At 68.3% G+C, this 22,680-nt stretch carries 22 protein-coding genes and 1 tRNA gene; 7 read left to right on the forward strand and 16 right to left on the reverse strand.

The window, feature by feature from the left end; translation table 11 throughout:
• Positions 1-317: 317 nt before the first annotated feature.
• From A5624_RS23620 to A5624_RS23630, 3 genes are read left to right on the forward strand one after another with little or no spacing between them, the layout of a single operon-like run.
• Positions 318-1,499 carry an NAD(P)/FAD-dependent oxidoreductase gene (locus A5624_RS23620; RefSeq protein WP_066871879.1) on the forward strand — a complete coding sequence of 394 codons (1,182 nt, stop codon included), beginning with the start codon at positions 318-320 and terminating at the stop codon, positions 1,497-1,499.
• Positions 1,496-2,407: an RNA polymerase sigma-70 factor gene (locus tag A5624_RS23625; RefSeq protein WP_066871882.1), complete on the forward strand. Its 912-nt coding sequence runs from the start codon at positions 1,496-1,498 to the stop codon at positions 2,405-2,407. Before A5624_RS23620 ends, A5624_RS23625 begins: the two co-directional genes overlap by 4 nt.
• 59 nt (positions 2,408-2,466) lie before the next feature.
• Complete coding sequence (locus A5624_RS23630) at positions 2,467-3,717, forward strand: aminodeoxychorismate synthase component I (protein WP_066871885.1); 1,251 nt, start codon at positions 2,467-2,469, stop codon at positions 3,715-3,717.
• On the opposite strand, the gene rsmI is transcribed toward A5624_RS23630, so the two are convergent.
• Complete coding sequence (rsmI, locus tag A5624_RS23635; RefSeq protein WP_066872014.1) at positions 3,714-4,550, reverse strand: 16S rRNA (cytidine(1402)-2'-O)-methyltransferase; 837 nt, start codon at positions 4,548-4,550, stop codon at positions 3,714-3,716. The genes A5624_RS23630 and rsmI overlap by 4 nt on opposite strands.
• An 82-nt stretch (positions 4,551-4,632) precedes the next feature.
• Here rsmI and A5624_RS23640 point away from each other — a divergent pair, with 82 nt between their 5' ends.
• On the forward strand, positions 4,633-6,177 hold the full coding sequence (locus A5624_RS23640) for a dolichyl-phosphate-mannose--protein mannosyltransferase (protein ID WP_197499557.1): 1,545 nt from the start codon (positions 4,633-4,635) through the stop codon (positions 6,175-6,177).
• A gap of 8 nt (positions 6,178-6,185) precedes the next feature.
• On the opposite strand, the gene arcA is transcribed toward A5624_RS23640, so the two are convergent.
• Positions 6,186-7,397, reverse strand: a complete 1,212-nt coding sequence (arcA, locus tag A5624_RS23645) for an arginine deiminase (protein WP_066871891.1) — start codon at positions 7,395-7,397, stop codon at positions 6,186-6,188.
• Positions 7,398-7,490: 93 nt separating this feature from the next.
• Between arcA and A5624_RS23650 the strand changes: the two genes are divergently transcribed.
• Positions 7,491-8,087 carry an alpha-ketoglutarate-dependent dioxygenase AlkB gene (locus A5624_RS23650; RefSeq protein WP_197498220.1) on the forward strand — a complete coding sequence of 199 codons (597 nt, stop codon included), beginning with the start codon at positions 7,491-7,493 and terminating at the stop codon, positions 8,085-8,087.
• 61 nt (positions 8,088-8,148) lie between these two features.
• Here A5624_RS23650 and A5624_RS23655 read toward each other — a convergent pair whose 3' ends face one another.
• The 8 genes from A5624_RS23655 to A5624_RS23690 all read right to left on the reverse strand — a co-directional run bounded on the left by A5624_RS23655 (position 8,149) and on the right by A5624_RS23690 (position 15,586).
• Positions 8,149-8,799: a DUF5642 family protein gene (locus tag A5624_RS23655; RefSeq protein ID WP_066871898.1), complete on the reverse strand. Its 651-nt coding sequence runs from the start codon at positions 8,797-8,799 to the stop codon at positions 8,149-8,151.
• A 27-nt stretch (positions 8,800-8,826) separates the two neighbouring features.
• Positions 8,827-9,516 carry a DUF5642 family protein gene (locus A5624_RS23660; RefSeq protein ID WP_066871901.1) on the reverse strand — a complete coding sequence of 230 codons (690 nt, stop codon included), beginning with the start codon at positions 9,514-9,516 and terminating at the stop codon, positions 8,827-8,829.
• A gap of 155 nt (positions 9,517-9,671) precedes the next feature.
• Complete coding sequence (locus A5624_RS23665; protein ID WP_112710124.1) at positions 9,672-10,622, reverse strand: GNAT family N-acetyltransferase; 951 nt, start codon at positions 10,620-10,622, stop codon at positions 9,672-9,674.
• A 227-nt stretch (positions 10,623-10,849) separates the two neighbouring features.
• Positions 10,850-11,404 (reverse strand): HAD-IIIA family hydrolase, encoded by a 555-nt coding sequence (locus tag A5624_RS23670; RefSeq protein WP_066871907.1) that lies wholly within the window; start codon positions 11,402-11,404, stop codon positions 10,850-10,852.
• Between the two features lie 8 nt (positions 11,405-11,412).
• Positions 11,413-12,030 carry an SIS domain-containing protein gene (locus tag A5624_RS23675; protein ID WP_197519022.1) on the reverse strand — a complete coding sequence of 206 codons (618 nt, stop codon included), beginning with the start codon at positions 12,028-12,030 and terminating at the stop codon, positions 11,413-11,415.
• Positions 12,018-13,034, reverse strand: coding sequence for a GHMP kinase (locus A5624_RS23680; RefSeq protein WP_066871909.1), 1,017 nt, complete (start codon positions 13,032-13,034; stop codon positions 12,018-12,020). The genes A5624_RS23675 and A5624_RS23680 overlap by 13 nt, the downstream gene beginning before the upstream one ends.
• A gap of 141 nt (positions 13,035-13,175) precedes the next feature.
• Positions 13,176-14,309 (reverse strand): M42 family metallopeptidase, encoded by a 1,134-nt coding sequence (locus A5624_RS23685; protein ID WP_066871912.1) that lies wholly within the window; start codon positions 14,307-14,309, stop codon positions 13,176-13,178.
• Positions 14,310-14,383: 74 nt separating this feature from the next.
• Positions 14,384-15,586 carry an aromatic ring-hydroxylating dioxygenase subunit alpha gene (locus A5624_RS23690; RefSeq protein WP_066871916.1) on the reverse strand — a complete coding sequence of 401 codons (1,203 nt, stop codon included), beginning with the start codon at positions 15,584-15,586 and terminating at the stop codon, positions 14,384-14,386.
• 58 nt (positions 15,587-15,644) lie between these two features.
• Here A5624_RS23690 and A5624_RS23695 point away from each other — a divergent pair, with 58 nt between their 5' ends.
• The gene (locus A5624_RS23695) at positions 15,645-16,253 is read left to right on the forward strand and encodes a TetR/AcrR family transcriptional regulator (protein ID WP_066872020.1); all 609 of its coding nucleotides are present in this window, start codon (positions 15,645-15,647) and stop codon (positions 16,251-16,253) included.
• 413 nt (positions 16,254-16,666) lie between these two features.
• On the opposite strand, the gene A5624_RS23700 is transcribed toward A5624_RS23695, so the two are convergent.
• Entirely contained in the window at positions 16,667-17,476 is an 810-nt protein-coding gene (locus A5624_RS23700; protein ID WP_066871919.1) for a DUF1906 domain-containing protein, read from the reverse strand.
• Between the two features lie 113 nt (positions 17,477-17,589).
• Positions 17,590-18,351, reverse strand: coding sequence for a hypothetical protein (locus A5624_RS23705; RefSeq protein WP_066871922.1), 762 nt, complete (start codon positions 18,349-18,351; stop codon positions 17,590-17,592).
• A 189-nt stretch (positions 18,352-18,540) separates the two neighbouring features.
• On the opposite strand from A5624_RS23705, the gene A5624_RS23710 reads away from it, so the two are divergent.
• On the forward strand, positions 18,541-19,143 hold the full coding sequence (locus A5624_RS23710) for a TetR/AcrR family transcriptional regulator (RefSeq protein WP_066871925.1): 603 nt from the start codon (positions 18,541-18,543) through the stop codon (positions 19,141-19,143).
• Between the two features lie 163 nt (positions 19,144-19,306).
• On the opposite strand, the gene A5624_RS23715 is transcribed toward A5624_RS23710, so the two are convergent.
• The 4 genes from A5624_RS23715 to glp form a co-directional block, all read right to left on the reverse strand.
• Positions 19,307-19,379, reverse strand: a tRNA-Ala gene (locus A5624_RS23715).
• Positions 19,380-19,430: 51 nt separating this feature from the next.
• Positions 19,431-20,492 (reverse strand): gephyrin-like molybdotransferase receptor GlpR, encoded by a 1,062-nt coding sequence (gene glpR, locus A5624_RS23720; RefSeq protein ID WP_066871927.1) that lies wholly within the window; start codon positions 20,490-20,492, stop codon positions 19,431-19,433.
• Positions 20,493-20,708: 216 nt separating this feature from the next.
• Complete coding sequence (locus A5624_RS23725; RefSeq protein ID WP_197498223.1) at positions 20,709-21,362, reverse strand: GNAT family N-acetyltransferase; 654 nt, start codon at positions 21,360-21,362, stop codon at positions 20,709-20,711.
• A 20-nt stretch (positions 21,363-21,382) separates the two neighbouring features.
• Positions 21,383-22,672: a gephyrin-like molybdotransferase Glp gene (gene glp / locus A5624_RS23730; protein ID WP_066871932.1), complete on the reverse strand. Its 1,290-nt coding sequence runs from the start codon at positions 22,670-22,672 to the stop codon at positions 21,383-21,385.
• Positions 22,673-22,680 lie beyond the last annotated feature (8 nt).

Below are 22,680 nucleotides of genomic sequence, written 5' to 3' on the forward strand. Positions count from 1 at the left end.
GCCGGGCCCAGTCACAGCGAAGGTCGTCGTCAAGGTTGCTTCCCCCAAACACACCCGTGCGCGGGTAAGTGGCCCCAAATTTCGCGCTTTCCAGTGGTGCGTGCATCCGGTCCGGGGCAGGCCACGAATTGGCGTAGCGCAGCGTATCACGCGCCTGTCGGCGTGGCGTCGTCGCAGCTCAGCGGGGTTCGGGCGGTCGGTTGACCGGTGGCGCCGATGACGGGCAGTGAGACGGGTCACAATTGCGGGCGAGCCTGTCACGCTCGTCGGGTCTGCGGTGTCTCAAGGGCACAGGTCCTCACGAATAGGAGACAGCCATGACCAAGTCGGTCCCCGAACGAACCCATGTCGTCGTTGTCGGCGCCGGATACGCCGGCACCCTCGCCGCCAACCATCTGCGCCAGCGCCCGGACATCGACATCACCGTGGTCAACCCCCGACCGGTCTTCGTCGAGCGCATCCGGCTGCACCAGCTGGTTGCCGACACCGGCACGGCGACCGCCGACTACGCGACGCTGCTCGGCGAGGGCATCCGGTTGATCGTCGACAGCGTCGAGGTCATCCAGGCCGCCGACCGCCGGGTGCTGCTGACCTCGGGCGCCGAGCTGGACTACGACTACCTGATTTACGCCGTGGGAAGCACGGGCGCGCCAGGGTCGACGGTGCCCGGCTACACCGAATACGCGCATTCGGTCGCCGACCTGGAAAGCGCGCAGCGGCTGCACTACGCGCTCACCGATCTGCCGCTGCCCGCGCCGATCACGGTGGTCGGTGGCGGGCTGACCGGCATCGAGACCGCCTCCGAGCTGGCCGAGGGCGGACGCCCGGTGACCCTGGTGTGCGGTCCCGTCCTCGGTCCGTCGCTGAGCAAGCGGGGCCGGCGCTCGGTGGCCAAGCGGCTGCGCCGCCTGGGGGTCAATGTGCTGGAATCGGTGGCCGTGGAAGAGGTGCGCTGGGATGCCGTGGTGCTCAGCGACGGCGTGGTGCTGCCCAGCGCTGCGACCATCTGGACGGCCGGGTTCGCGGTGCCGGACCTGGCCACGCGCAGCGGCCTGCACACCGACCCGATCGGCCGGTTGCTCACCGACGAGACGCTCACCAGCATCGACGACGAGCGCATCGTCGCCGCCGGGGACGCCGCCGCGCCGTCGGGTCAGCCGTTGCGGATGAGCTGCCAGGCCGCCGGCCCGCTAGGTGCCCAGGCCGCCAACACCGTGCTCAGCCGCATCGCGGGCGAGGTCCCGGCGGCGCTGAGCCAGGCGTTCGTCGGGCAGTGCATCAGCCTGGGCCGCACGCACGCCACGTTCCAGATGGCGCGCACCGATGACACCCCGGTGAACATGTACCTCGGTGGCCGGGCGGCGGCGTCGCTCAAGGAAGCGATCTGCAAGGGCACGCTGTGGTCGATCCGGCGCGAGGCCGCCAAGCCCGGTTCGTATCGCTGGATCAAGGGCGGCAAGCGGCCCGCACAGTCACCCGAGGAGGTCGCCGCGCGATGACGCAGGCACCGACCGGCAGCGAGCACGCCGAACGGTTCACCATGCTGCGGCCACTGCTGTTCACCATCGCCTACGAGATGCTGGGTTCGGCGACCGAGGCCGACGACGTCTTGCAGGACAGCTATCTGCGGTGGGCGGCGGTCGACTTGGCGACGGTCCGCGACACCAAGTCGTACCTGGCCCAGCTGGTAACCCGCCAGGCGCTGAACTCGCTGCGGGCCGGTGCGCGCCGGCGTGAGGACTACGTGGGGCCGTGGTTGCCCGAGCCGCTGCTGCTCGAGGAGCAGGATCCCGCCGCCGATGTCGTTCTGGCGGAGTCGATTTCGATGGCGATGCTGGTGGTGCTGGAAACGCTGAGTCCCGACGAGCGGGCCGTGTTCGTGCTGCGCGAGGTGTTCGGTTTCGACTACGGCGAGATCGCCGAGGCGGTGGGCAGGCCGGCGCCCACCGTCCGGCAGGTCGCCCACCGGGCACGCGAACATGTCCGCGCCCGGCGCAAGCGGTTCGACACGGTGGACCCCGAACGCAACGCCGAGATCACCGCGCAGTTCCTGGCCACCGCGGCCGGCGGCGACGTGGAGGCGCTGATGTCCATGCTCGCCCCCGATGCCACCTGGACCGCCGACAGCGGCGGTGTGGTGAGCGCCGCCCGCCGACCGGTGGTCGGCGCCCAGAAGGTGGCCCGCGCCATCGTCGGCCTAATGCGCCGGGCCGCCACCATGGGCGCGACGCGGGTGGAAATGGTGACCTGCAACGGTGCCCCGGCGGTGCTGCTATACCTCGGCGACCAGCTCGAAGGCGTGATCACGCTCGAGATCACCGGCGACAAGATCACCAACTTCTACGTGATGCGCAACCCGCAGAAGCTGGCGGCGCTGGCCACCGCCCGCGACATCAGCCGCGGGTGAGCCCATCCGCCCGGTGCCGCGGGGGATGCGAAACGCCGCCGCTCTGACAAGCTAGAGCGGTGCGCATCGACCGGCTCGGCGATCTTGGCGCCGCACCTCAGGTGCTGCGCGCAGTGGGTGACGCCACCGGCCGGCTCGGCCTGCCCCCGCCCGCCGCGCTGACCGGTGAGTGGTTCGGCGCCCTGGCGGTGATCGCGCCGAGCCTGTCGGTGCACCCGGTGCACGTCGACGACGTCTTCGCGGTCCCGGTAGCGCGGACGCCGGAGCCGCGCGCGGTGGGCGGCGGCTGGATCGGTTACCTGTCGTATCCGGACGCCGGCGCCGACGCACAGCCCCACCGGATTCCCGAGGCCGCCGGCGGCTGGACCGACTGCGTGCTGCGCCGCGACCGCGACGGCCACTGGTGGTACGAGAGCCTCTCCGGTGCGCCGATGCCGAACTGGCTGACCACCGCGCTGACCAGACCGAGGGCCGCCGCGCGCGAGTGCCACATCGAGTGGGGCATCGCCGACCGGGCGGCGCATCGCGACGGCGTGCTGGCCTGCCTGGAGGCGATCCGCGCCGGCGAGGTGTACCAGGCCTGCGTGTGCACGCAGTTCACCGGTGCCGTCACCGGCGCCCCGCTGGACTTCTTCATCGACGGCGTCGCCCGCACCTCCCCCGCCCGGGCGGCCTACGTCGCCGGCGCCTGGGGTGCGGTGGCGTCGCTGTCCCCGGAGCTGTTCTTGCGGCGGCGCGGGACGGTGGTGGCGTCCAGCCCGATCAAGGGCACGCTGCCGCTGGCTGCGTGGCCGTCGGCGCTGCGCGCGTCGGCCAAAGAGGTCGCCGAGAACATCATGATCGTGGACCTGGTCCGCAACGACCTTGGCCGGGTGGCGATCGTCGGCACGGTGACCGTGCCCGAGTTGTTGGTGGTGCGCCGGGCGCCGGGCGTGTGGCACCTGGTCTCGACGGTGTCCGCGCAGGTCCCCACCGAGCTGCCGACTTCGGCGCTGCTGGACGCCACCTTCCCTCCCGCCTCGGTCACCGGCACCCCCAAACACCGTGCCCGCCAACTGCTCTCGCAGTGGGAACCCAACCGCCGCGGAATATATTGCGGGACAATCGGATTGGCCTCACCCGTGGCGGGCTGCGAGTTGAACGTCGCGATCCGCACCGTCGAATTCGACGCCGCGGGTGGCGCGGTGCTGGGCGTCGGCGGCGGCATCACCGCCGACTCCGACCCGGACGCCGAATGGAAAGAATGCCTGCACAAGGCGTCCCCGGTCGTCGGGCTGCCGCCGATCGCCGCCGCCAGCGCGGCGGGCTAGTCGCGGCGGGACTGCAGCACCGCGTCGTAGAGCTGGCGCGAACGCACCCCCGGATGCATGCCGGCCACCTCGCCGCAGGCGTCCTTGATGCGGGCGCCGCCGGCGACCAGCTCCTCGACCTCGGCGACCAGCGCCGGCAGGTCGGCGCGCGGGGTGGCGCCGGCCAGCACCACGGTGATTTCACCGAGCACCCCGTCGGCCGCCCAGGCCGCCAGCTCGTCGAGCGAGCCGCGCACCACTTCCTCGTGCACCTTGGTCAGCTCCCGGCAGATCGCCGCGCGGCGTGCACCGCCGAGCCGCTCGACGGCGTCCTGCAGACACGCCGCCAACCGCCGCGGGGATTCGAAGAACACGCAGGTGCGCCGCTCGTCGGCCAGCGAATCCAGCCAGCTCCGCCGCGCCCCCTTCTTGCGCGGCGCAAATCCCTCGAAGCAGAACCTCTCGGCCGGCAGACCGGACACGGCCAGCGCGGTCGTCACCGCCGACGGGCCCGGCAGGCAGCGCACCGGCAGGTCGGCCTCCACGCAGGCCGTCACCAGCCGATAGCCGGGGTCGCTGATCAGCGGCATACCGGCGTCGCTGACCACCAGCACCGTCGCGCCAGCGCGGATCGCCTCGACCAGCGAATCCACCCGGGAGCTCTCGACCTGGTCGAACATGCTGATCACCCGGCCGGTGATGCGTACGTCGAGGGCCTTGGCCAAAGTGCGCACCCGCCGGGTGTCCTCGGCGGCCACCACCTCGGCTCGGGCCAGGGCGTCCAGCAGGCGGGGTGAGGCATCCGACGGCTGGCCCAGCGGGGTCGCGCCCAGCAACAGGCGGCCGGTGGTCATGACCGACAGCCTACGATCGACACCGATGACCGCCCCGCCCCGCGAATCCCCCCCGACCATCGAGGGTGCCGAGACGCAACGTGTGGTGCCCGTCGTCAGCCCCGGACCGTTGGTGCCGGTGGCCGACTTCGGCCCGACCGATCAGGTCCGCGGCTGGGTGGTGACCGGGATCATCGCGCTGGTGGCGGCGATCACCCGCTTCCTGAACCTCGGCTCACCTACCGACGGCGGCACCCCGGTCTTCGACGAAAAGCATTACGCCCCGCAGGCCTGGCAGGTGCTGCACAACCACGGCGTGGAGGACAACCCCGGGTTCGGCCTGGTCGTGCATCCGCCGGTCGGCAAGCAACTGATCGCCCTCGGCGAGGCGGTCTTCGGCTACAGCGGCATCGGCTGGCGGTTCACCGGCGCGTTGCTCGGCGTGGTGATGGTGGCGCTGGTGATGCGGATCGTCCGGCGGATCAGCCGCTCGACGTTGATCGGCGCGATCGCCGGCGTGCTGGTGATCTGCGACGGCGTCAGCTTCGTCGCCGCGCGGACCGCCTTGCTCGACGGCATACTCACCTTCTTCGTGGTCGCGGCGTTCGGCGCGCTGATCGTCGACCGCGACCAGGTTCGGCAGCGGATGCACGCCGCGCTGGCCGACGGCCGCCACGCCGACACGGTGTGGGGGCCGCGGCTGGGCGTGCGGTGGTGGCGGTTCGGCGCCGGGATCCTGCTCGGATTGGCTTGTGGCACAAAGTGGTCCGGCCTGTATTTCGTGCTGTTCTTCGGGGCCATGTCGCTGGCGTTCGACGTGGCCGCGCGGCGCCAGTACCAGGTCACCCGGCCCTGGCTGGGAACCTTGCGCCGCGACCTCATCCCCACCGCCTATGCGCTGGGCGTCATTCCGGTGTTGGTGTATCTGGCCAGTTACGCACCGTGGTTCGCCTCCGAGACCGCCATCGACCGGCACGAGGTGGGCCAGACGATCGGCCCCCGCTCGCTGGTGCCGCTGCCGGATGCCATCCGGTCGCTGTGGCACTACACCGCCAAGGCGTTCCAGTTCCATGCGGGCCTGACGAATTCCGCGGGCAACTACCACCCCTGGGAATCGAAACCGTGGAGCTGGCCGATGTCGTTGCGGCCGGTGCTCTACGCCATCGACGAGCAGAACGTCCCCGGGTGCGGCGCCCAGTCCTGCGTCAAGGCCGAGATGCTGGTGGGCACGCCGGCGATGTGGTGGCTGGCGGTGCCGGTGCTCGTTTTCGCGTTGTGGCGCATGCTGGTCCGCCGCGACTGGCGCTACGCCGCGGTGCTGGTCGGCTACTGCGCGGGCTGGCTGCCCTGGTTCGCCGACATCGACCGGCAGATGTACTTCTTCTACGCGGCGACGATGGCTCCCTTTTTGGTGATGGCCATCGCGCTGATTTGCGGCGACGTGCTCTACACCCCCGGCGCGCCACCCCGGCGGCTGCGGCTGCAGCTGCAGGCGAATTCGGAGCGACGCACGCTGGGGCTGATCGCCGTGTGCTGTTACGTGGCGCTGGTGGTGACGAATTTCGCGTGGCTATTCCCGGTGCTCACCGGCCTGCCGATTTCGCAGCAGACGTGGAACATGGAGATCTGGTTGCCCAGCTGGCGGTAGCGCGCTACTTACAACAGGTCGCGGGCGACCGGGCAGGACATACACCGCGGGCCGCCGCGGCCGGTGCCCAGTTCCGATCCGGCGATGGTCAGCACCTCGATGCCGGCGTCCTGCAAGCGGGTATTGGTCTGGGCGTTGCGCTCGTAGGCGACCACCACACCGGGCGCCAGCGACAGCGTGTTGTTGCCGTCGTCCCACTGTTCGCGTTCGGCGACAACGGGATCCAGCCCCGTGTCGATGACCCGCAGCTTGTCGATCTCCATCGCCTTGGCCGCCGCCTCCAAGAACGGGGCTTCGTCGCTGATGGCCACCCCGTCGGGCGTGCGCGCAATGGTGAACGCCGACAACGAGTCCACGATGTTGGCGTACATCACCACCGTGTCGGTGTCGACCATCGTGCACACCGTGTCCAGGTGCATCTGGGCACGCCGCTGCGCGATCGGCACCGCCAGCACGGTGTTCGCCAGGTCGTCGTCAAACAGGCTGCGGGCCAAGGCTTCCGCGCCGGCGGGGGTGGTCCGCTCCCCCACCCCGACGGCGACCACGCCGGGCGCCAGCAGCAGCACGTCACCACCCTCGACGGGGGCGGTGCGCGACTCGTAGGCCCGGCGCACGCCGGTGAACCGCGGATGGTGGGCGTAGATGAGATCGGTCAGCGACGCCTCGCGCCCGCGGGCGCGCAGCGCCAGCGTCGGGATCACCACCCGCCGCCCGATCCAGATCGACGAGTCGCGGGTGAACACCAGATTGGGCAGCGGGTCGATGACGAAGTCACCGCCGTGGTGCATGCGCAGCACCAGCGAGACGTCGGTCCGGGTGTCGGCGGGTAACTCGTTGAACGTCATCCCGGCCATCAGTACCTGGGCCAGCCGGGCCGGCTCGAGCCCCCGCAGATATGCCGAAAGTTCTTGCGCCAACGGCAGTCCGAGCCGTCGCGCGTCAACGGCAGCCGCGACGCCCTGCATCCGCGCGGCTCCGCTGTGTGTGAGCGCCTCGGTGAGCAGATCCGACATCAGCAGCACCTCGACGCCGCGGGACCGCAACAGCGCCGCGAACTGGTCGTGCTCGTCTTGCGCGCGAGCGACCCACGGCAGGCCATCGAACAGCAGCTGGTCGACGTTGCGCGGGTTCAGCCGGAGCAGCTCGGCACCGGGGCGGTGCAGGATGACCACGCGCAGCGCGCCGACCTCGGAATTGGTGCCCAGCTCGACAACACCCACAGCTCAACCGTAGCGGCGCCGGGGCGTACCGTCCCGCCACACGCGCAGCGCGCGCCCCGTGCCATCGAACGGATGTGCGATAAACTCGGTGGCGTGGAGATCGCGGTCCAAGGCTCCCTGTTCCAGCACACCGAGCGCCGAGAACTCGGTGACGGCGCGTTCATCGAGATCCGTGCCGGCTGGCTCACCGACGCCGATGACCTGCTGGAGGCCTTGCTGTCGACGGTGCCGTGGCGCGAGGAGCGCCGGCAGATGTACGACCGGGTGGTCGACGTGCCGCGGCTGGTGAGCTTTCACGACCTCGCGGTCGACGAGCCGCCGCACCCTGAGCTGGCCCGGCTGCGCCGCCGGCTCAACGACATCTACGCCGGTGAACTCGGTGAGCCCTTCACCACGGTGGGGTTGTGCTGCTATCGCGACGGCTCGGACAGCGTCGCCTGGCACGGCGACACCATCGGCCGCAGCAGCTCCGAGGACACGATGGTGGCGATCGTGAGCCTGGGCGCCACCCGCGCCTTCGCGATGCGCCGCCGCGGCGGCGGCCCGTCGCTGCGGTTGCCGCAGGCGCACGGCGATCTGCTGGTGATGGGTGGATCGTGCCAGCGCACCTGGGAGCACTCCGTGCCCAAGACGACGGCGGCCGTGGGTCCGCGGGTCAGCATTCAGTTCCGGCCGCGCGGCGTGCGCTGAGCGGCGGCCGCAAGCGCGGCGGAGCCGGGCGCGGCGGGCCGCCGCCATCAAGCTGAGCGGTTTAGGCGCGCACCGCCGACACCGCTTTGACCAGCAGGTCGCGCGCGCGTTGGGTGTCGACGGGGGCGACGGGCTGATCCGGAATCACCAGCGGGTTGGCGATGACGATCACCTGGTAGTCGCCGAATGCGGCCGAATAGTCGTACAGCTCACCGGTGCGCGGACCGCCCGGCGTCAACGCCTGCATCACGCGATGCACACCCAGCGTGCGGGTGCTGGCGATCTGCGGCGCCTCGACCACCTGAACGCCGCCGCGCAGCTGCGGGCCGGCGAAGGTCACCTTGGCGCAGTCCTTCCCGGGATCGTTGAGGGGCAACGCTTTTGAGGTCTCCAGCGCGATCACCACGAACCGGTTGCCGCGGCCCTCGGCGGTGACCGCGGACATGTTGCCCTGCAGATCGGCCGGCATGTCCGGCCCGGCCGCCACTTTCGCGCAGTTCGCCGGGTCGAACGTCAACCCGTCGGGCAGTTTGCGGCCGGCCAGCAGCTTGGGGTCTATTCCCCGTTCGCTGATTTCGCTGACCTGATAGTCGGCTCCGAAGCTGGACTTCACGTCGACGACCTTGTTGATGTCGACCTTCGCCGGGTGAGTGGGCGGTGAGCAGCCGGCCAAAACGCAGACGGCCGCAACCGCGAGCAACATCTTGGACATCGTGGCCAATCTACCCAAGCGGAGAGCTCAGCTGCGCAACGTGGACACCGTTTTGGCGAGCAGGTCCGCGGCGAATTGCGGCGGCAGCACCGGAAGCGCCGAGCCCGGATCGGTGGTCAGCGTGGTGAACGCGTAGTAGCTGCCCAGGTAGGCGGTGAAAGTATAAATGCGCGAATCTATTTCGGTGCCGGACTCGACCGATGACTTGACGTCGGCCACCATGCCGACGGTTTGGACGCCTTCGACGTGCGGCGCGTCGGTGAGGTGGACATGCGCCACGGTGTTCCCGGCGGTCTCCGACCACTGGGCGCACGCCGTGACCAGCTCGTCGGGGAAATCGACCGGTCCCGGCAAAGCCACCACCACCGCGTTGACAATGCCGCCACTGCCTGAGCCCGACACGCCCTGCGCCGATTGGTCGCGCCCGTTCCCGGGGTCGGCTAGCGCCCCGCACCTGGCCGGCTTGGCCTGCAGATCGTCCCCCAGGCTCCAGATCACCCTCGGGGAGGCCGCGCTGGGGATACCGGTGGTCACCTCGTAACCGGGCGGCAGGTCGCGAACGACCCGTTTGATGTTGACGGGATTGACGGCCGCGGTGGTGCTCGGCGGCGATTTCGCCGCAACGGGCGGCGGTTTGGGCGCGGGTGGGTGAGCGCACCCGGCGACGGCCAACGCGAGCGCTGTGGTCACCGCCGGGCCAATCCCGAACGGCCGCATGAGGAGTTGATAGCACAGCAGAGCGCCATACCGGCTGCCCCACGCCAGCGCCGGGTCCGGTCGGAATTGCCAAACGTGCTAGCGCATGCGCCAGCGGATTTGGAAGTCACCTCATGGTCCGGAGACAGGCGCCCGGTTCAAAGCACTTCGCCGTCTTAGCCGACGGCCTCGATCACCTGGCGGGCGACGCGCTTGATCTGCTCGGCCTCGTCACGCCGGAACGGCAGGTGACGCGGATGGGGAACGTCGATCACGGTGGTGATGACGCCGATGTCCTCGCGTTGCCAGACGGCGCCGTAGCGATCCATGATCGCGCGCATCGGCCCATTGTCGGAAAGCATTCGCGCCGAGAACCTTTCGATGCCGTCCACGTCGGCGGCGATGGCTAGCGCGCTGATCAAATAGGTGCCGATGCCGCGGCCCTGGTAGGCGTCGGCGACGGTGAAGGCGATCTCGGCGACCGTCGGGTCGTTGGCGTCGCGCACGAAGCGCGCATCGGCCACCGGGTCGCTGCCGTCGGTGACTACCCACACGAAGTGATCGACGTAGTCGACCTCCGACAGGTAGTGCATCAAAGCCGGGGTCGGCAGCCGCGGGGTCATGAAGCGCCGATACAGCGTGTCGCTGGAGAAGTAGATGTGGCCGTGCACGGTGCGCTCGCTGTCGCCGGGCAACACCGGGCGCAGCAGGAGCAGCGTGCCGTCCCGAACGCGGATCGGGATCGGCGTGATGAACGCGGCGAGACGCTGGCGCACGGTGCGCAGCAGCCGCGGCGTGATGCCGGGGATGTGCGCCAAGCTGGCGAAGGCTCTGGTGTCACCGATCCAACCGGTCAGCGGTTCGGCGGTGGTCACCGTCGCGGTGCGGGGGATGTCGCGCAGCAGGGCGATCTCGCCGACGATCATGCCCGGGGACGCGTGCTCGACGATCACGACACCGTCGTCGCCGACGTGTTTGATCTCGGCGGTACCCGAGGAGATCAGCAAAAAGGAGACGGCCTGCTCGCCCTGGCGCATCAGCACCTGGCCGGGCGCGGCGCGCAGGGGCTGCAGGCGGCCCGCCAGCGGGGCGAGGTCTTCGGCGGGACATCCCTGGAAGATGTCCATCGTCGCCAGCTCGTCCACCCGGGCGCCGGTCAGTCCGGCCACCGCTACGGACCGCCGCCCGCAGCACCGCGACACCACTGGGTGCGTCGCGGTGATGCCATGACCTGCCCGCCTGCTTGCCGTCGTCTACCGCGCCGGCCCGAGGAACCCGGCTGCGGTCGGATGTTGCCCAGGTTATGAGCCGGTGGCGGCGGCGGCAAGGATGCGCGGCGTGTTCTTGAACCGACCTAAAGCGACGCTCGGGCGCTCAAGACCAGTTGCACCGCGCCGGCCAGGTCGTCGACCACGAAGTCCGCATCGACGGTCCGGTGGCCACCCGTGCGCAGCAGGATGGTCGCCGTTCCCGCCGTCCGGCCCGCCATCATGTCGGTGTCGCAGTCGCCGATCATGACCGACTCGGCCAGCTCGAAGCCGTGCTCTTGCGCCGCGCGCACCAACATCCCGGCGAGGGGCTTGCGGCACTCACAGCTGTTCGCCGCGTGCGGACAGTGGTAGACGGCATCGAGCCGGGCGCCGTCGTTCGCCAGCAGTTGGTGCAGCCGCTGCTGGATGGTCGTGAAACACCCTGGCTCGGCGGGCGTTTCCGAGAGCCACCGCTGGTTGGTCACCAGCACCGTCCGCAGACCGGCGGCGTTCAGGGCGGCCACCGCCTTGGCCGCGCCCGGCAGCAGCACCAACTCGTCCGGCGATCGGATGTACTCGCCGTCGGCGGCCTTGACATTGATGGTGCCGTCCCGGTCCAGAAAGACGGTGCGCACGTTGCTCAGATCGGGTGCGGCCATCGTCGAAGTCAGGAGGGCCTGGGAAACAATGCCGCCTCGACCATTTCGCAGATGGAGTGGCCCAGGTGCAGGCATGCTTCCTGGATTCGCCCGGTGTCGTGACTGGGCACCCGGATGCAGATCTCGGCGACGTCGGCCGCCTTGCCGCCGAGGGCGCCGGTGAGCGTGACGGTCGTCATCCCCGCCTGGCCGGCGACCTCGAGCGCACGAACGACGTTGGGCGAGTTGCCCGATGTCGTCAGGCCGACCACCACGTCGCCGGGACGCCCGGCGGCCAGGACCTGGCGGGCGAACACCTCGTCATAGGAGTAGTCGTTGCCGATCGCCGTCATGGCCGCGGTGGCGTCGGGAAGGCTGATCGCCGCGAGTCCGGGGCGGTCAAAAGCGAAGCGGCCCATGAGTTCCGCCGCCAGGTGTCCGGCATCTTGCGCAGAGCCGCCGTTGCCGAAGAAGATCACCTTGCCGCCGGCGCGCAGCGAGGCGATGATCACCCGCGCCACTTCGACGGTCCGTGCGGCGAAGTCGCCCTGCTGCATTTGTTGCTTGACCGCGATGGTCTCGGCCAGCCGCCGCTGGACCAGCTCGACGCTCGGTGACACGACGTCCGGCCCGGTCATGCCGACCATGTTGTCAATCCCTTGCTCTCAAAGGCGAATTCGGTGACGGTGGCCCCGGCACCCTCGAGGGCCTCGATGAGACGGTGTTTCTTGGCGAAGTCGCAGAACAGCAAAATGTATCCCCCGCCGCCGGCGCCGGTGAGCTTGCCGCCCAGCGCGCCGTTCTTGAGCGCGAGATCGTAGAGGTCGTCGATGCGCTCGTTGGTGATGTAGGGCGACATCCGTTTCTTGTGGGTCCAGGCTTCGCCGAGCAGAGCACCGAAATCGTTGAGCTTTCCGGTCAGCAGCGCCGCCTTCATCGCCACCGCCAGGTCCTTCTGGGCCCGAAGGCCGGCCAGGGTGTCATCCGAACCCGTTGTGGCGCGCCGGGTTTGGTCCTCGATCACCCGCGCGGAGTCACGGGTGATGCCGGTGTAGCACAGCAGCAGGCTCAGTTCGAGCTCGAAGGCGGTCTCGTCCCGGATCCGCAGGGGATTCACGATCACGCGGTCGGTGAACTCGATGAAGTTGAATCCGCCGAACGTCGCGGCGTACATGTCCTGCATGCCGCCCGCGATGCCCAGGTCTTCACGCTCGATGGCACACGCCAGTTGGGCGGTCTCGTACTCGCCCATCGGGACCCGGTAATGCTCGGCCAGCAGGCCGGTCAGGGCGACCATCATCGTCGACGACGAACCCAGCCCGGAGCCGGGGGGTGCGCTGGAACGCAGCACCAGGTCGTAGCCGTCCGTGCCGTCGCGGCCGAATCTGCGCACCGCGGCCTTGATCAGATCGAGGCTGCCGTCGTAGAGGATTTCGCTGTCGAGCGTCATCTCGTGGGTGGTCTTGAAGTCCACCGATTCGATGCTGACCCGGCGGTCGGTGCGGGGCACCAGCGATCCCTGGGCGTAGCGGTCGATGGTCGCCGAAAGGACGCAGCCGCCTTCGGTCGTCGGGAACGGCGGCACGTCGGTGCCGCCCCCGGCGAACGAGATCCGCAGCGGCGCTCGTGCGCGAATTCGGGGACGCGTCACGGGGATTGGCCTTCGATTGGTTCACTCAACCAACCGGATAGCGATTTCCGAGAGGCCACGCCCGCCACGTGCTAATCCCATCATCCGGGGACAGTGAAGCGTCGCCAGCCTAACAGGCTGACCAGCGCGATCGGCGGGTTTTCAGGACTTCTTCCGACTGGGCTCCAGCACGAAATCGACGACGATCGCGGCGATGTCGTCGATCGCGCGGCGGGCGATGACTTCATAGCCGTGGGTGCTCAGCGTGGGCAGGCACAGCAGGCCGGCGCGCGCGGTCAGCCCGCTGGCCTTCGAGTGCGAGGCGTCGGATTCGAAGGCGCCCAGCGCGGCGGCCTGCGGTGACAGTTCGCGGTCGGTGGCAATTTTCAGAAGCCGGTCGGCGACGCTCTTGTCGTACACGCACAGCGCGTCGCTGTAGCCGATGATCGGGCCGCCCGTCACGCTGGTGGTGTATTCGCGTTCGGTGGGGCCGACCTCCAGCGCGAGGGTGAGGTCGCCGGGCAGGGTGGCGCTGGCGTAGGTGCCGCCCACCCCGCCGATCTCTTCGTTGGTGGTGAACACCAGGTAGACGTCGTCGGCGGGCCGTTGTTGGCGCTCGCGCAGCAGCCGCGCGGCCTTCAGCAGCGCGGTCACCGCGGCGCGGTCGTCGAGGAAATAGGCGCCGACGTAGTCGCCGATCTCGACCATCGATCTCTTGCTGCGGTCCATGCAGACTCGGGTGCCTGGGTGCACCCCGGCGGCAGTCAGCTCGTCGGCGGTGCGGCCGGTGAAAACGTAGACGTGATCCCAGTCCAGCGCGCGGTCGCCCTGATCGGGCTTGGTCTCCCAGATCCGCGAGCTTTCCTGGGTGGTGTGCTCGGAGCCGAGAGTCAGTACGGCCGTGAGGGTTTCGTTGTCGCCGAGGACGGAGACCGGGCCCAGTCCGAAGTTTCCCGGGTACATGGTGCCCAGCTGCGTCAAATGCAGTGTGCCGTCGGGTTCTACGCGCTTGACGATCATGGACAGTTCGTCCATGTGCGCCATTACCCGTGTCGCGGTACCGGGGATGGCCTCGGTGCGGTGGCGGTGGTTGGGTGCCCCACTGTCGCCGGCGGACGGATCGGCGGCGACGTATCCGATCAGATTGCCGGCGTCGTCGGTCCACATGTCGTCGACCACCGGTTGCAGTTCGCGGGCGATGACTTCGCGGACGGCGTCCTCCTGCCCGCACGGCCCATAGGTCAACAACAGCTCTTGCAACAACTCGTCGGTGGAATCGCGGTCGCGATGCGCCATCAGATCCTCTCCATCGTGGGGTCAGAGGATCAGTACCCGCCCCGGCCTGCGACTACGCCGAAAGCCCGAATATGTCAGCTCAGCGCCACGCCCAGTTCCTGGGCGAACACCCTGATCATGTGTTGTACGGCGATTTCGTTGCGCCCGATGATCATGTGGTCGTGCTGGCCGTGCCGGACGCCCTCGCCGCATTGCGGCAGCATCGCGAAGTCCTCGTCGCGCACGGCCGCATGGACGCCCTCGAAGACCGCGTCGTACGCGGCCCTCATCTCGTCGTTGGTGGCCGGGATGCGGCCCATCCAACTGTGGCGGACCGTGCAGCGGGTCGGCTCACCGGCGGGCAACATGTCGATGATCTCCACGCCCACCGGGCTGTTGGCCAGGATGAGGTTCGGATACACCCAATAGATCACTCCCATGTTCGCCACCGGGTCCAGCGACGCCGTGGAATCGGTGTCGGCGTTGGTGATCCAGGTGAACGGGAAGCCGATCCGGTGATGCTTGCCGAACTCGTCGTAGACCATCGTGTTGGCCAGGGTGTTCTGCCCGATGAGGCTCTCGCCGTGCACGTACGGGAAGTGGTAGCCCTCGGCGAACGCCTCCAGGGCGCCCTTCCAGGACACGTCGGAGGTGAATTCGCGCTGGGTGTGATAGCCGTAGGCCGCGTAGTTCCACAGCTCCAGTTCGGCACCGAACTCGCCCAGGTGTGCGTCGAGGTCGATGGTCGCGTCGGCGGTCAGCACCGCCCAGATGAAGCCGTACCGCTCCTCGGAGGGCAGCTCCACCAGGCCGTAGTCCTTGGTGTCCATCGAGTCGAAGCCGGCCTTGCCCGGGACGGTGAATAATTCGCCGGTGTTGCGGTAGGTCCAGGCGTGATACGGGCAGACGAACCGCGAGGCGTTGCCCGAGCCGCAGGCCGGCATCGCGCCGCGGTGCCGGCAGTAGTTGAGCAACACGTGGCTGGCGCCGGTGCGATCGCGGGTGACCAGCAGCGAATCCCCCAGCACCGAGCGCACCACGTAGTCGTTTTTGTTCGGCACCTGCGCCGACGGGACGATGGCCAGCGGTACCCGGCGCAGAATCTGCGATTCCTCGATCTCGGTGATCTTGGGATCGCGGTAGTAGTGCAGCGGCACCCGCAGTTCGTGCTCGGCCAGGTCGGTCGTCTTGTCCAGGGCATGACGCAGGCCGCGCCGCGTCAGCGTCGCGTCGGTGCCGGGCACCGGTCGGTCGATCGTCGTCACCCTGGCCTCCTTCGGTCCAACACTTCGGACCATACAATCACTATCGTTTGTATTGTCAAGGCGCGGGGCCGGCGTGTGCGACGATCACGCAATGCGCCGGCATGGCTGGTCGGGTGACATCCCGGCGGACGACGACGAGGCCGTCGCGCGCATCCTGACGGCGACGCGGGCGGCCATCGACGCGCGCGGGACCGTGAGCGTTTCCGAGGTCGCCTCGACGCTCGGCGTGACGCGGCAGACGATCTACCGGTACTTCCCCACCCATGAGGCACTGATGGGCGCCACGGCCCTAGCCTCCGTCGACGGGTTCCTGGATCGCCTTGCGGCGCACCTGGGTTCGATCACCGATCCCACCGAAGCGGTGGTCGAGGGCATCGCCTACACGTTCGAGCAACTCGCGCATGACAAGTACCTGAGTTTGGTATTCCAACCCGGCAAGGCCAGCGCGTTCACCGCGGGGGTCACCTCGGATCAGGCCATTTCGTTCGGCCGGACGATCCTGCGGCGATTCGATGTCGATTGGGCCGCAGCGGGATTCGCCGACCACAGGCTCGACGAACTGGTCGAGGTCATGCTGCGGATGCTGCAGTCATTGATCGTGGATCCCGGCCGGCCGACGCGCACCGGACCGGAGCTACGACGCTTTTTGACGGACTGGATCGCGCCGTCGGTGCGCGCGCATGCCGCCGTTGAGCGCTAGTTACCGGCCCGTGAATCGCGGTTCACGTCTGGCGGCGAAGGCGGCCCGCCCTTCTTTGGGTCAGCGGAGCGAACCACCTCGAACGCTGAACCGACAGGAAGCCCGCTTGACGGTGCGGTCCGGCAGGGAAACGAGGGGGTGGGGGTGGCCCCTGTCGTGTTTACTCGCCGCCTTATACAACCCAGCGCCCACTCTTGCTCTGGAGAACTTTGCGTCCGTAGTCCGTCGCAGTAGCTCCGACAGCCCTCGCCATCTATCAACGCGCCCAACCGCATTAGCTCCGACGTTCACGCTCCGCCAGAACGGTAGGCGATTACAAACACCCATGTTGACTCGTTCGCATCAAGTAGGTCAGGGGTTCGATTCCCCTTAGCCCCATAGCGTTGGTCACCTCAGGGCGATTGGCCCCAGGCTCAGGGATGCAGGTTCCACTGACCGCAATCCTCGGCGAGGACGTCGTTGACGTCCACTTCGAGTCCCCCCACCACCGGGCCCGGATTCGACGCCGTGCTCACCACGCGTTGGTAGAGAACCGCGGTGGGCTCGATGCGCCCGTGGGACCAGGACCGCGTTTGCCACGCCCACCGGTGGCCGGGGGTCCGTGAATTTCCGATGACGCCGTCGTCGGCGGCCCATTTGCAGACATCGCTACCGCCATAGACTCCGGTGCGCTGTACTCCCAACACCGAATTGATTCCGCGAAACCATTTGAGCGCCAAATTGGTCCAGGTGTCGCGGTTTATGTCCTCGTCGACGCTGAAGAAAATCGGGGCACTCTGACCGCCGCCAGCCGCGGAATGCAGCGCCCAGGCGGTGCGCGCATCGGAGACGCCGCCCTCGAACCCGCGCCTGAAGTCCGATGGCGCCGTCCCGCCCGGCTTGCCGTACTGGTAATTGCTGACGATCATCAGCCCGGCAGCGGTCAGCTGCTCGGCGTAACGCCGGGTGATCGGTTTGGCGCCCATGGACGAGCCGGGACGCGATAGCGACACGTAATTGATGACACCGGAGTAGCCGGCAGCTCGAATCTGCTCCGCTGGAACTTGGCGCATGGCGAAGTCGATCAATCTGGGAGTGGCGGCAGCCGTCGCAGGAACGCTGACATTTGCCGATGCCGCATATAGCCCTGGCAGCACAGACATGGCGATGGCGTAACGGAATACGTCGCGCCGGTGCATGGTGCGTGATCGCGGGAGGCGCACATTTCCCGACAATTCCTGCATCGCGTGATGTTAAATTTGTGGACTTTGCTAGTAGAAGTGACGTGAAGGATTCGATATCAAATCGGTCTTTACGGTTCACCGACCTGAGTCAACGGCTGAAGCGGTGACGACGGTTAGAACTTCACCGCGAGGTTTTGGTGCGCCAGCCTACGAACCCCCCAGAAATAGGTGACGAATGGCATGGTGCACCACAACAGGTTCAGGACGACGAACTTGATCCACATCTCGACTGGGCTGGTCATGCTTTGCAGGTTGTTGGCTATCTCTACCCCGAAGTAGACCGCTGGCAGCGTCACCTCGACGATCATCCCGCCCATGATGAAAGAGAGTTGGGTGTTGGTAAACCGCTTGCCGTTGCGGAAGAACTGGACCATCGCATACGCCTCGAAGAGTCCGATGAAGAAGGCGACCCACTCAAGGACGACGATGAGCGGGTCGCCGTTGAGGTAGCGGGCGTCGCCGCCGAGCAGGATGGGCGACCACATGTACGTCCAGAGCGCGCCGTGGTGGACGCCGGTCTTGATCTGGTCGAAGAACAAAAGCCACGGTAGTTCCCAGATGAATCGTGGGATCAGGGCAATAAAGACCCAGACGATGACCATTGCACTGAGCCGTTCCGCCTTGGTGCGGTCACGTTGGCCGGGAAGCGGTAGCCACGGCAGCGCGAGTGCGGTCACAAAACAGCCCACGACGAAGGCGACCAGCGTGGTCGACGCGACGACGTGGGAAACCCCGGCATGAAATTCGAGGTACCAGAACACAACGTGGATGACGAAGAAGAACGCAAGAACGCCAAACAGCGACTTTTGCAGTGACGAGAGTCCGGGCTTCGCCGAGGAAACCTGCCGGTCGTCGGCACTGATTGTCTCAGTCATGGAGTTGGCTTTCAGCGGGAACGGTTAGCTGCATGCCAAAAGCATGGCACGCGCCATGTTTTTGTAGCAAGGGTCGCTAAGCGGTAAACGCGAGAGCGAGCACCCGCTGTGCTGACGACCCGGGAACTTCGACGAGTGCCTTAAGCTAATTTTGATGAAGCAACCCGGTGAGCAGGGCGGATTGCGGCTGTGACGGCGAGCAGACGCACCGCTCCGCGTCGCCCGGTCGCTGGTCGACAACAGCGCGGCGACCGGACCCGAGAACTGCTGATCGACGAGACGGTTCGCTGCGTTCGCGAAGAAGGCTTTTCCGCAGCTAGTGCTCGGCACATCATTGAACGCGCCGGCGTGAGTTGGGGCGTCATTCAGCATCACTTCGGGGATCGCGACGGCCTGTTGACAGCGGTCATAGAAGATGCCGTTGACCGCCTCGTCGCCTCACTTGAGGTGCTGGCCGATCCTGACCGGGTAATGGACACCGAACACTTGGTGCGGGCAACGTGGGACGCATTCGCCAACCCAAAGGCCATGGCAGGCTTGGAGATCCTCATTGCGGCCAAGGACCTGCGCGGCAGTCTTGGTGGACAACAGATGCAACGTCTCGGTGCGGCCCTGGCGGCGTTGGTCGCCCGTCTGAACACCGTGGCCGACCATGAACATGCCATCGCTTTAGGCATGCTGCTGTGGACAACACCGGTAGCGATGATGCTCGCCGAAATGTTCGCCACGCCTCCGCTAACCACCAAAGATGCCCAGAAGGCAATGGTCAAACTGCTCGAAGAACTTGGCTAAGCCATTGGTTCCGGCGACCACTCGGCGGAAGATGAGCTTCGTCGCCGCGTCGGCTAGCCGCTGCAACCCCTCACATTTCTGGTGTGCCGAGACCGCTACCGGCGGCACGTTCCAGCCGCGATGCCGGCTAACAGCACTCAAGCCGTTACCTGGCCAAACGTTGTGGAGCTAAGGGGAATCGAACCCCTGACCTACTCGATGCGAACGAGTCGCGCTACCAACTGCGCCATAGCCCCTGATCGCTAAGCAGGCTACCAGTCGCGGCACCAACTACCGAACTGCCAGCACTACTCGCCGACGGCGCGCGGCAAGTCCCTGGGCCAACCGAAGGTCCGCATGGCCATCGCGTAGTCCAGGTGCTCGAACACGGGGTCCTCGTCGTCGATCTCCAGAACCACCGCGCCCGGGCGCCGCAGCCGCGACGGGACGACGTCGTAGCCGCGGTCGTAAGCGTTCTCCACGCCGAGCCGCGCCCGCGCCATCCGCTTCATCCTCCGGTGGCGCACCTTCTCCTCGATGCGCGTCTGGCGCCGCAGGTACCCCAGGTACAGCAGGGTGATCGCGGTGGCGGTGCCGCACAACCACCAGGCGCTCGGCGAGATCTTGAAGGCCGCGGTGGCCGAGCCGACCAGGACGACCGCCATCACCATCAGGACCTTCTTGCGGAAGGCGTACTTGCGGGCGCTGACGGCGGCGGCGGTCTTGTTGTCGAACCGGCGCCGCCGCGAGGCGTTGCGCGGCAGCGGTGCCGGCGCGTCGGAGTCGTCGGGCTCGTCGCTCTCGGCGGCGGGCTCCAGGCCGGACGAGTCCTCGACGTACTCGTAGCCGTCCTCGTCGGCATCGTCGGTTTTGGCGACGGCCTCGGTGTCGACCTCGCCGTCTTCGACGGGCTCGGTGTCGGCGATCTCCGCCTCGCCGGCAGACTCGCTGGCCCCTACCGGAAGGACGTGGGAATCCTCGACGACGTCGACGTCGAGGTAGTCGGGCTCGGAGGGCTCGCCTGCCTCGGCGACGGCCATTCTCATCACCACCGGGCGCCGGCGGCTCAGCTCGTCGGTCTCGGGGTCGTCGTCGGATTCGTGGTCGTCATCGTCGGCGAGGTCGTGTTCGTCGTCGAGGTCGGTCGAGTCTTGCGGCGGCGTCCAGTTCGGATCGCTGCGGTGACCGGCGGCCGGGCCGCTGCGCTTGACCAGCCGGGAGTTGCCCCCGCCGTTGAGCACCCGGGTCGCCAGGGCCACGTCGCTGGTGCGCCGCACCGCGTCGCGTTTGCTGACGAGCATCGGCACCAAGACAAACAGCCATAGCACCACGAGCGATATCCACAACAATGACTGCGGGATGCTTGGCATGATGACCTGCTCTCTTCGGTGTCCATCCCCCGCGAAGCCACTGGTGGCCAACGCGGCCCGGTCGTACGACCAGGACAATTACACACCTGTAATTTGCCTCTCACAAGCACCATGAGTCACTCGTGTCGCGCTAGTCCCAGAATGGCAACGATTCGGACTCCCGGCGAGCCGCCGCGAAAGCGGACGACGAAAGCCGGATGACCTAGCGAGAGCCGGTCACACCCAGCTGGCGTTTCCGGCGCGGACCAGCGTCGAGGCCACCGATCCGCTGACCTCTTCGACGGTGATGGCCATCAGCAGGTGATCACGCCACGCCTTGTCGACCTCCAGATAGCGCTGCAACAGGCCCTCCTGGCGGAATCCCACTTTTGCCAGCACGGCCCGGCTGGCGGCGTTTTCCGGACGCACGGTGGCCTCCACCCGATGCAGCATGACCGGGCCGAAGCAGTGGTCGAGGCCCAGCGCCAGCGCCGCGGTGGCCACGCCGCCTCCGGTGGCCGACCGCGGCACCCAGTAGCCGATCCACGCCGACCGCAACGCGCCGTGGGTGACGTTGCCGATGGTCAGCTGGCCGCAGAACCGGCCGTCGAGTTCGATGACGTAGGGCAGCATGCGGCCCTGCCGCGCCTCGGCGCGCAGCCCGGAACACAGCGCCGGCCAGGCGGCCACCGCGTGCCGGGCCGTCCAGTCGCCCTCGGAGCTGGGCTCCCACGGTTCCAGGTGCGCACGATCGGTCAGCCGGATGCGGCTCCACTGCGCGCCGTCGCGCAGCCGCACCGCCCGCAACCGGACGACGCCGGCCGGAACCCGAAGCGGCCCAACGCTCATGGGCCATCCTGGATGGCGGGAATTGGAGCGCAACAGGTTCACCGTGCGTGCAGTCGTTTCGCTCAGCCGCGCTGGGCCAGGAAGGCGACGTCGACGATCTCGCCGGTACGAATCTGCTCGGCGCCGCTGGGCACCACCACCAGACAGTTCGCTTCGGCGAGGGTGGCAAGCAGGTGCGACGAGGCGCCGGGCGCGCCGCCGAGCGCCTGCACCAGATACTCCCCGCTCTCCTGGTCGCGCATCAGCTGCCCGCGCAGGAAACCCTTGCGCCCGGCCACCGACGTAATGGGCGACAGCGTGCGCGCCTGCACGATCCGGCGCATCGGCTGACGCTTGCCCAGCGACAGCCGGATCAGCGGACGGACCATCACCTCGAACACCACCAGCGCGCTCACCGGGTTGGCCGGCAACAGGAACGTCGGGACGCCCTCCCGGCCCAGCTGCCCGAAACCCTGGATGGAGCCCGGATGCATGGCCACCCGCACGACCTCGATCTCGCCGAGCTCGGACAGCACCCGCCGCACCGCCTCGGCCGCGGCGCCCCCGACCGCGCCGGCGATCACGATCACCTCGGCGCGATTGATCTGGCCCTCGACGATCTCGCGGAGCTCGCGGGGGCCGCCGCCGACGATGCCGACGCGGTTGACCTCCGCACCGGCGTCGCGGGCCGCAGCCGCCAGCGCATAGGAGTTGACGTCATAGACCTGCCCGTTGCCCGGGGTGCGCGAGATGTCGACCAGCTCGCCACCCAGCGCCATGATCGTCACCCGCGGCCGCGGGTGGACCAGCACCCGTTCGCGGCCGACCGCGGCCAGCAGCCCGACCTGCGCCGCACCGATGACCGTCCCGGAGCGCACCGCGACGTCGCCGGGCTGGACGTCGTCGCCGGCGCGGCGCACGTAGGCGCCCGACGGGGCGCCCCGCAGGATCCGCACCCGCTGCGTCCCGCCGTCGGTCCATCGCAACGGCAGCACCGCGTCGGCCAACGTGGGCAGCGGGGCCCCGGTTTGCACGCGCACGGCCTGGCGCGGCTGCAGCCGGCTGGGGGTACGCGAGCCGGCCTCGACCGTGCCCATCACCGGCAGCACCAGGCCCTCGCGCCGGTCGTTCTCGCCGGAGTCGTCGAACGGCTCGGGAAGGCTGTCGCTGCCCACCTCGCCCACGCCGAGGACGTCCACGCTGCGCACCGCATAGCCGTCGATCGCGGCCTGATCGAAGCCGGGCATCGGGCGCTCGGTCACCACTTCCTCGGCGCACATCAGTCCCTGCGCCTCGGCGATCGCCACACGTATCGGTCGCGGGGCCACCGCGGCCGCGGTGATCCGGGCCTGCTGCTCTTCCACCGAACGCACAGCGCGCC

The sequence above is a fragment of the Mycobacterium sp. 1482292.6 genome (genome assembly GCF_001672995.1).
Taxonomy (GTDB): Bacteria; Actinomycetota; Actinomycetes; order Mycobacteriales; family Mycobacteriaceae; genus Mycobacterium; species Mycobacterium europaeum_A.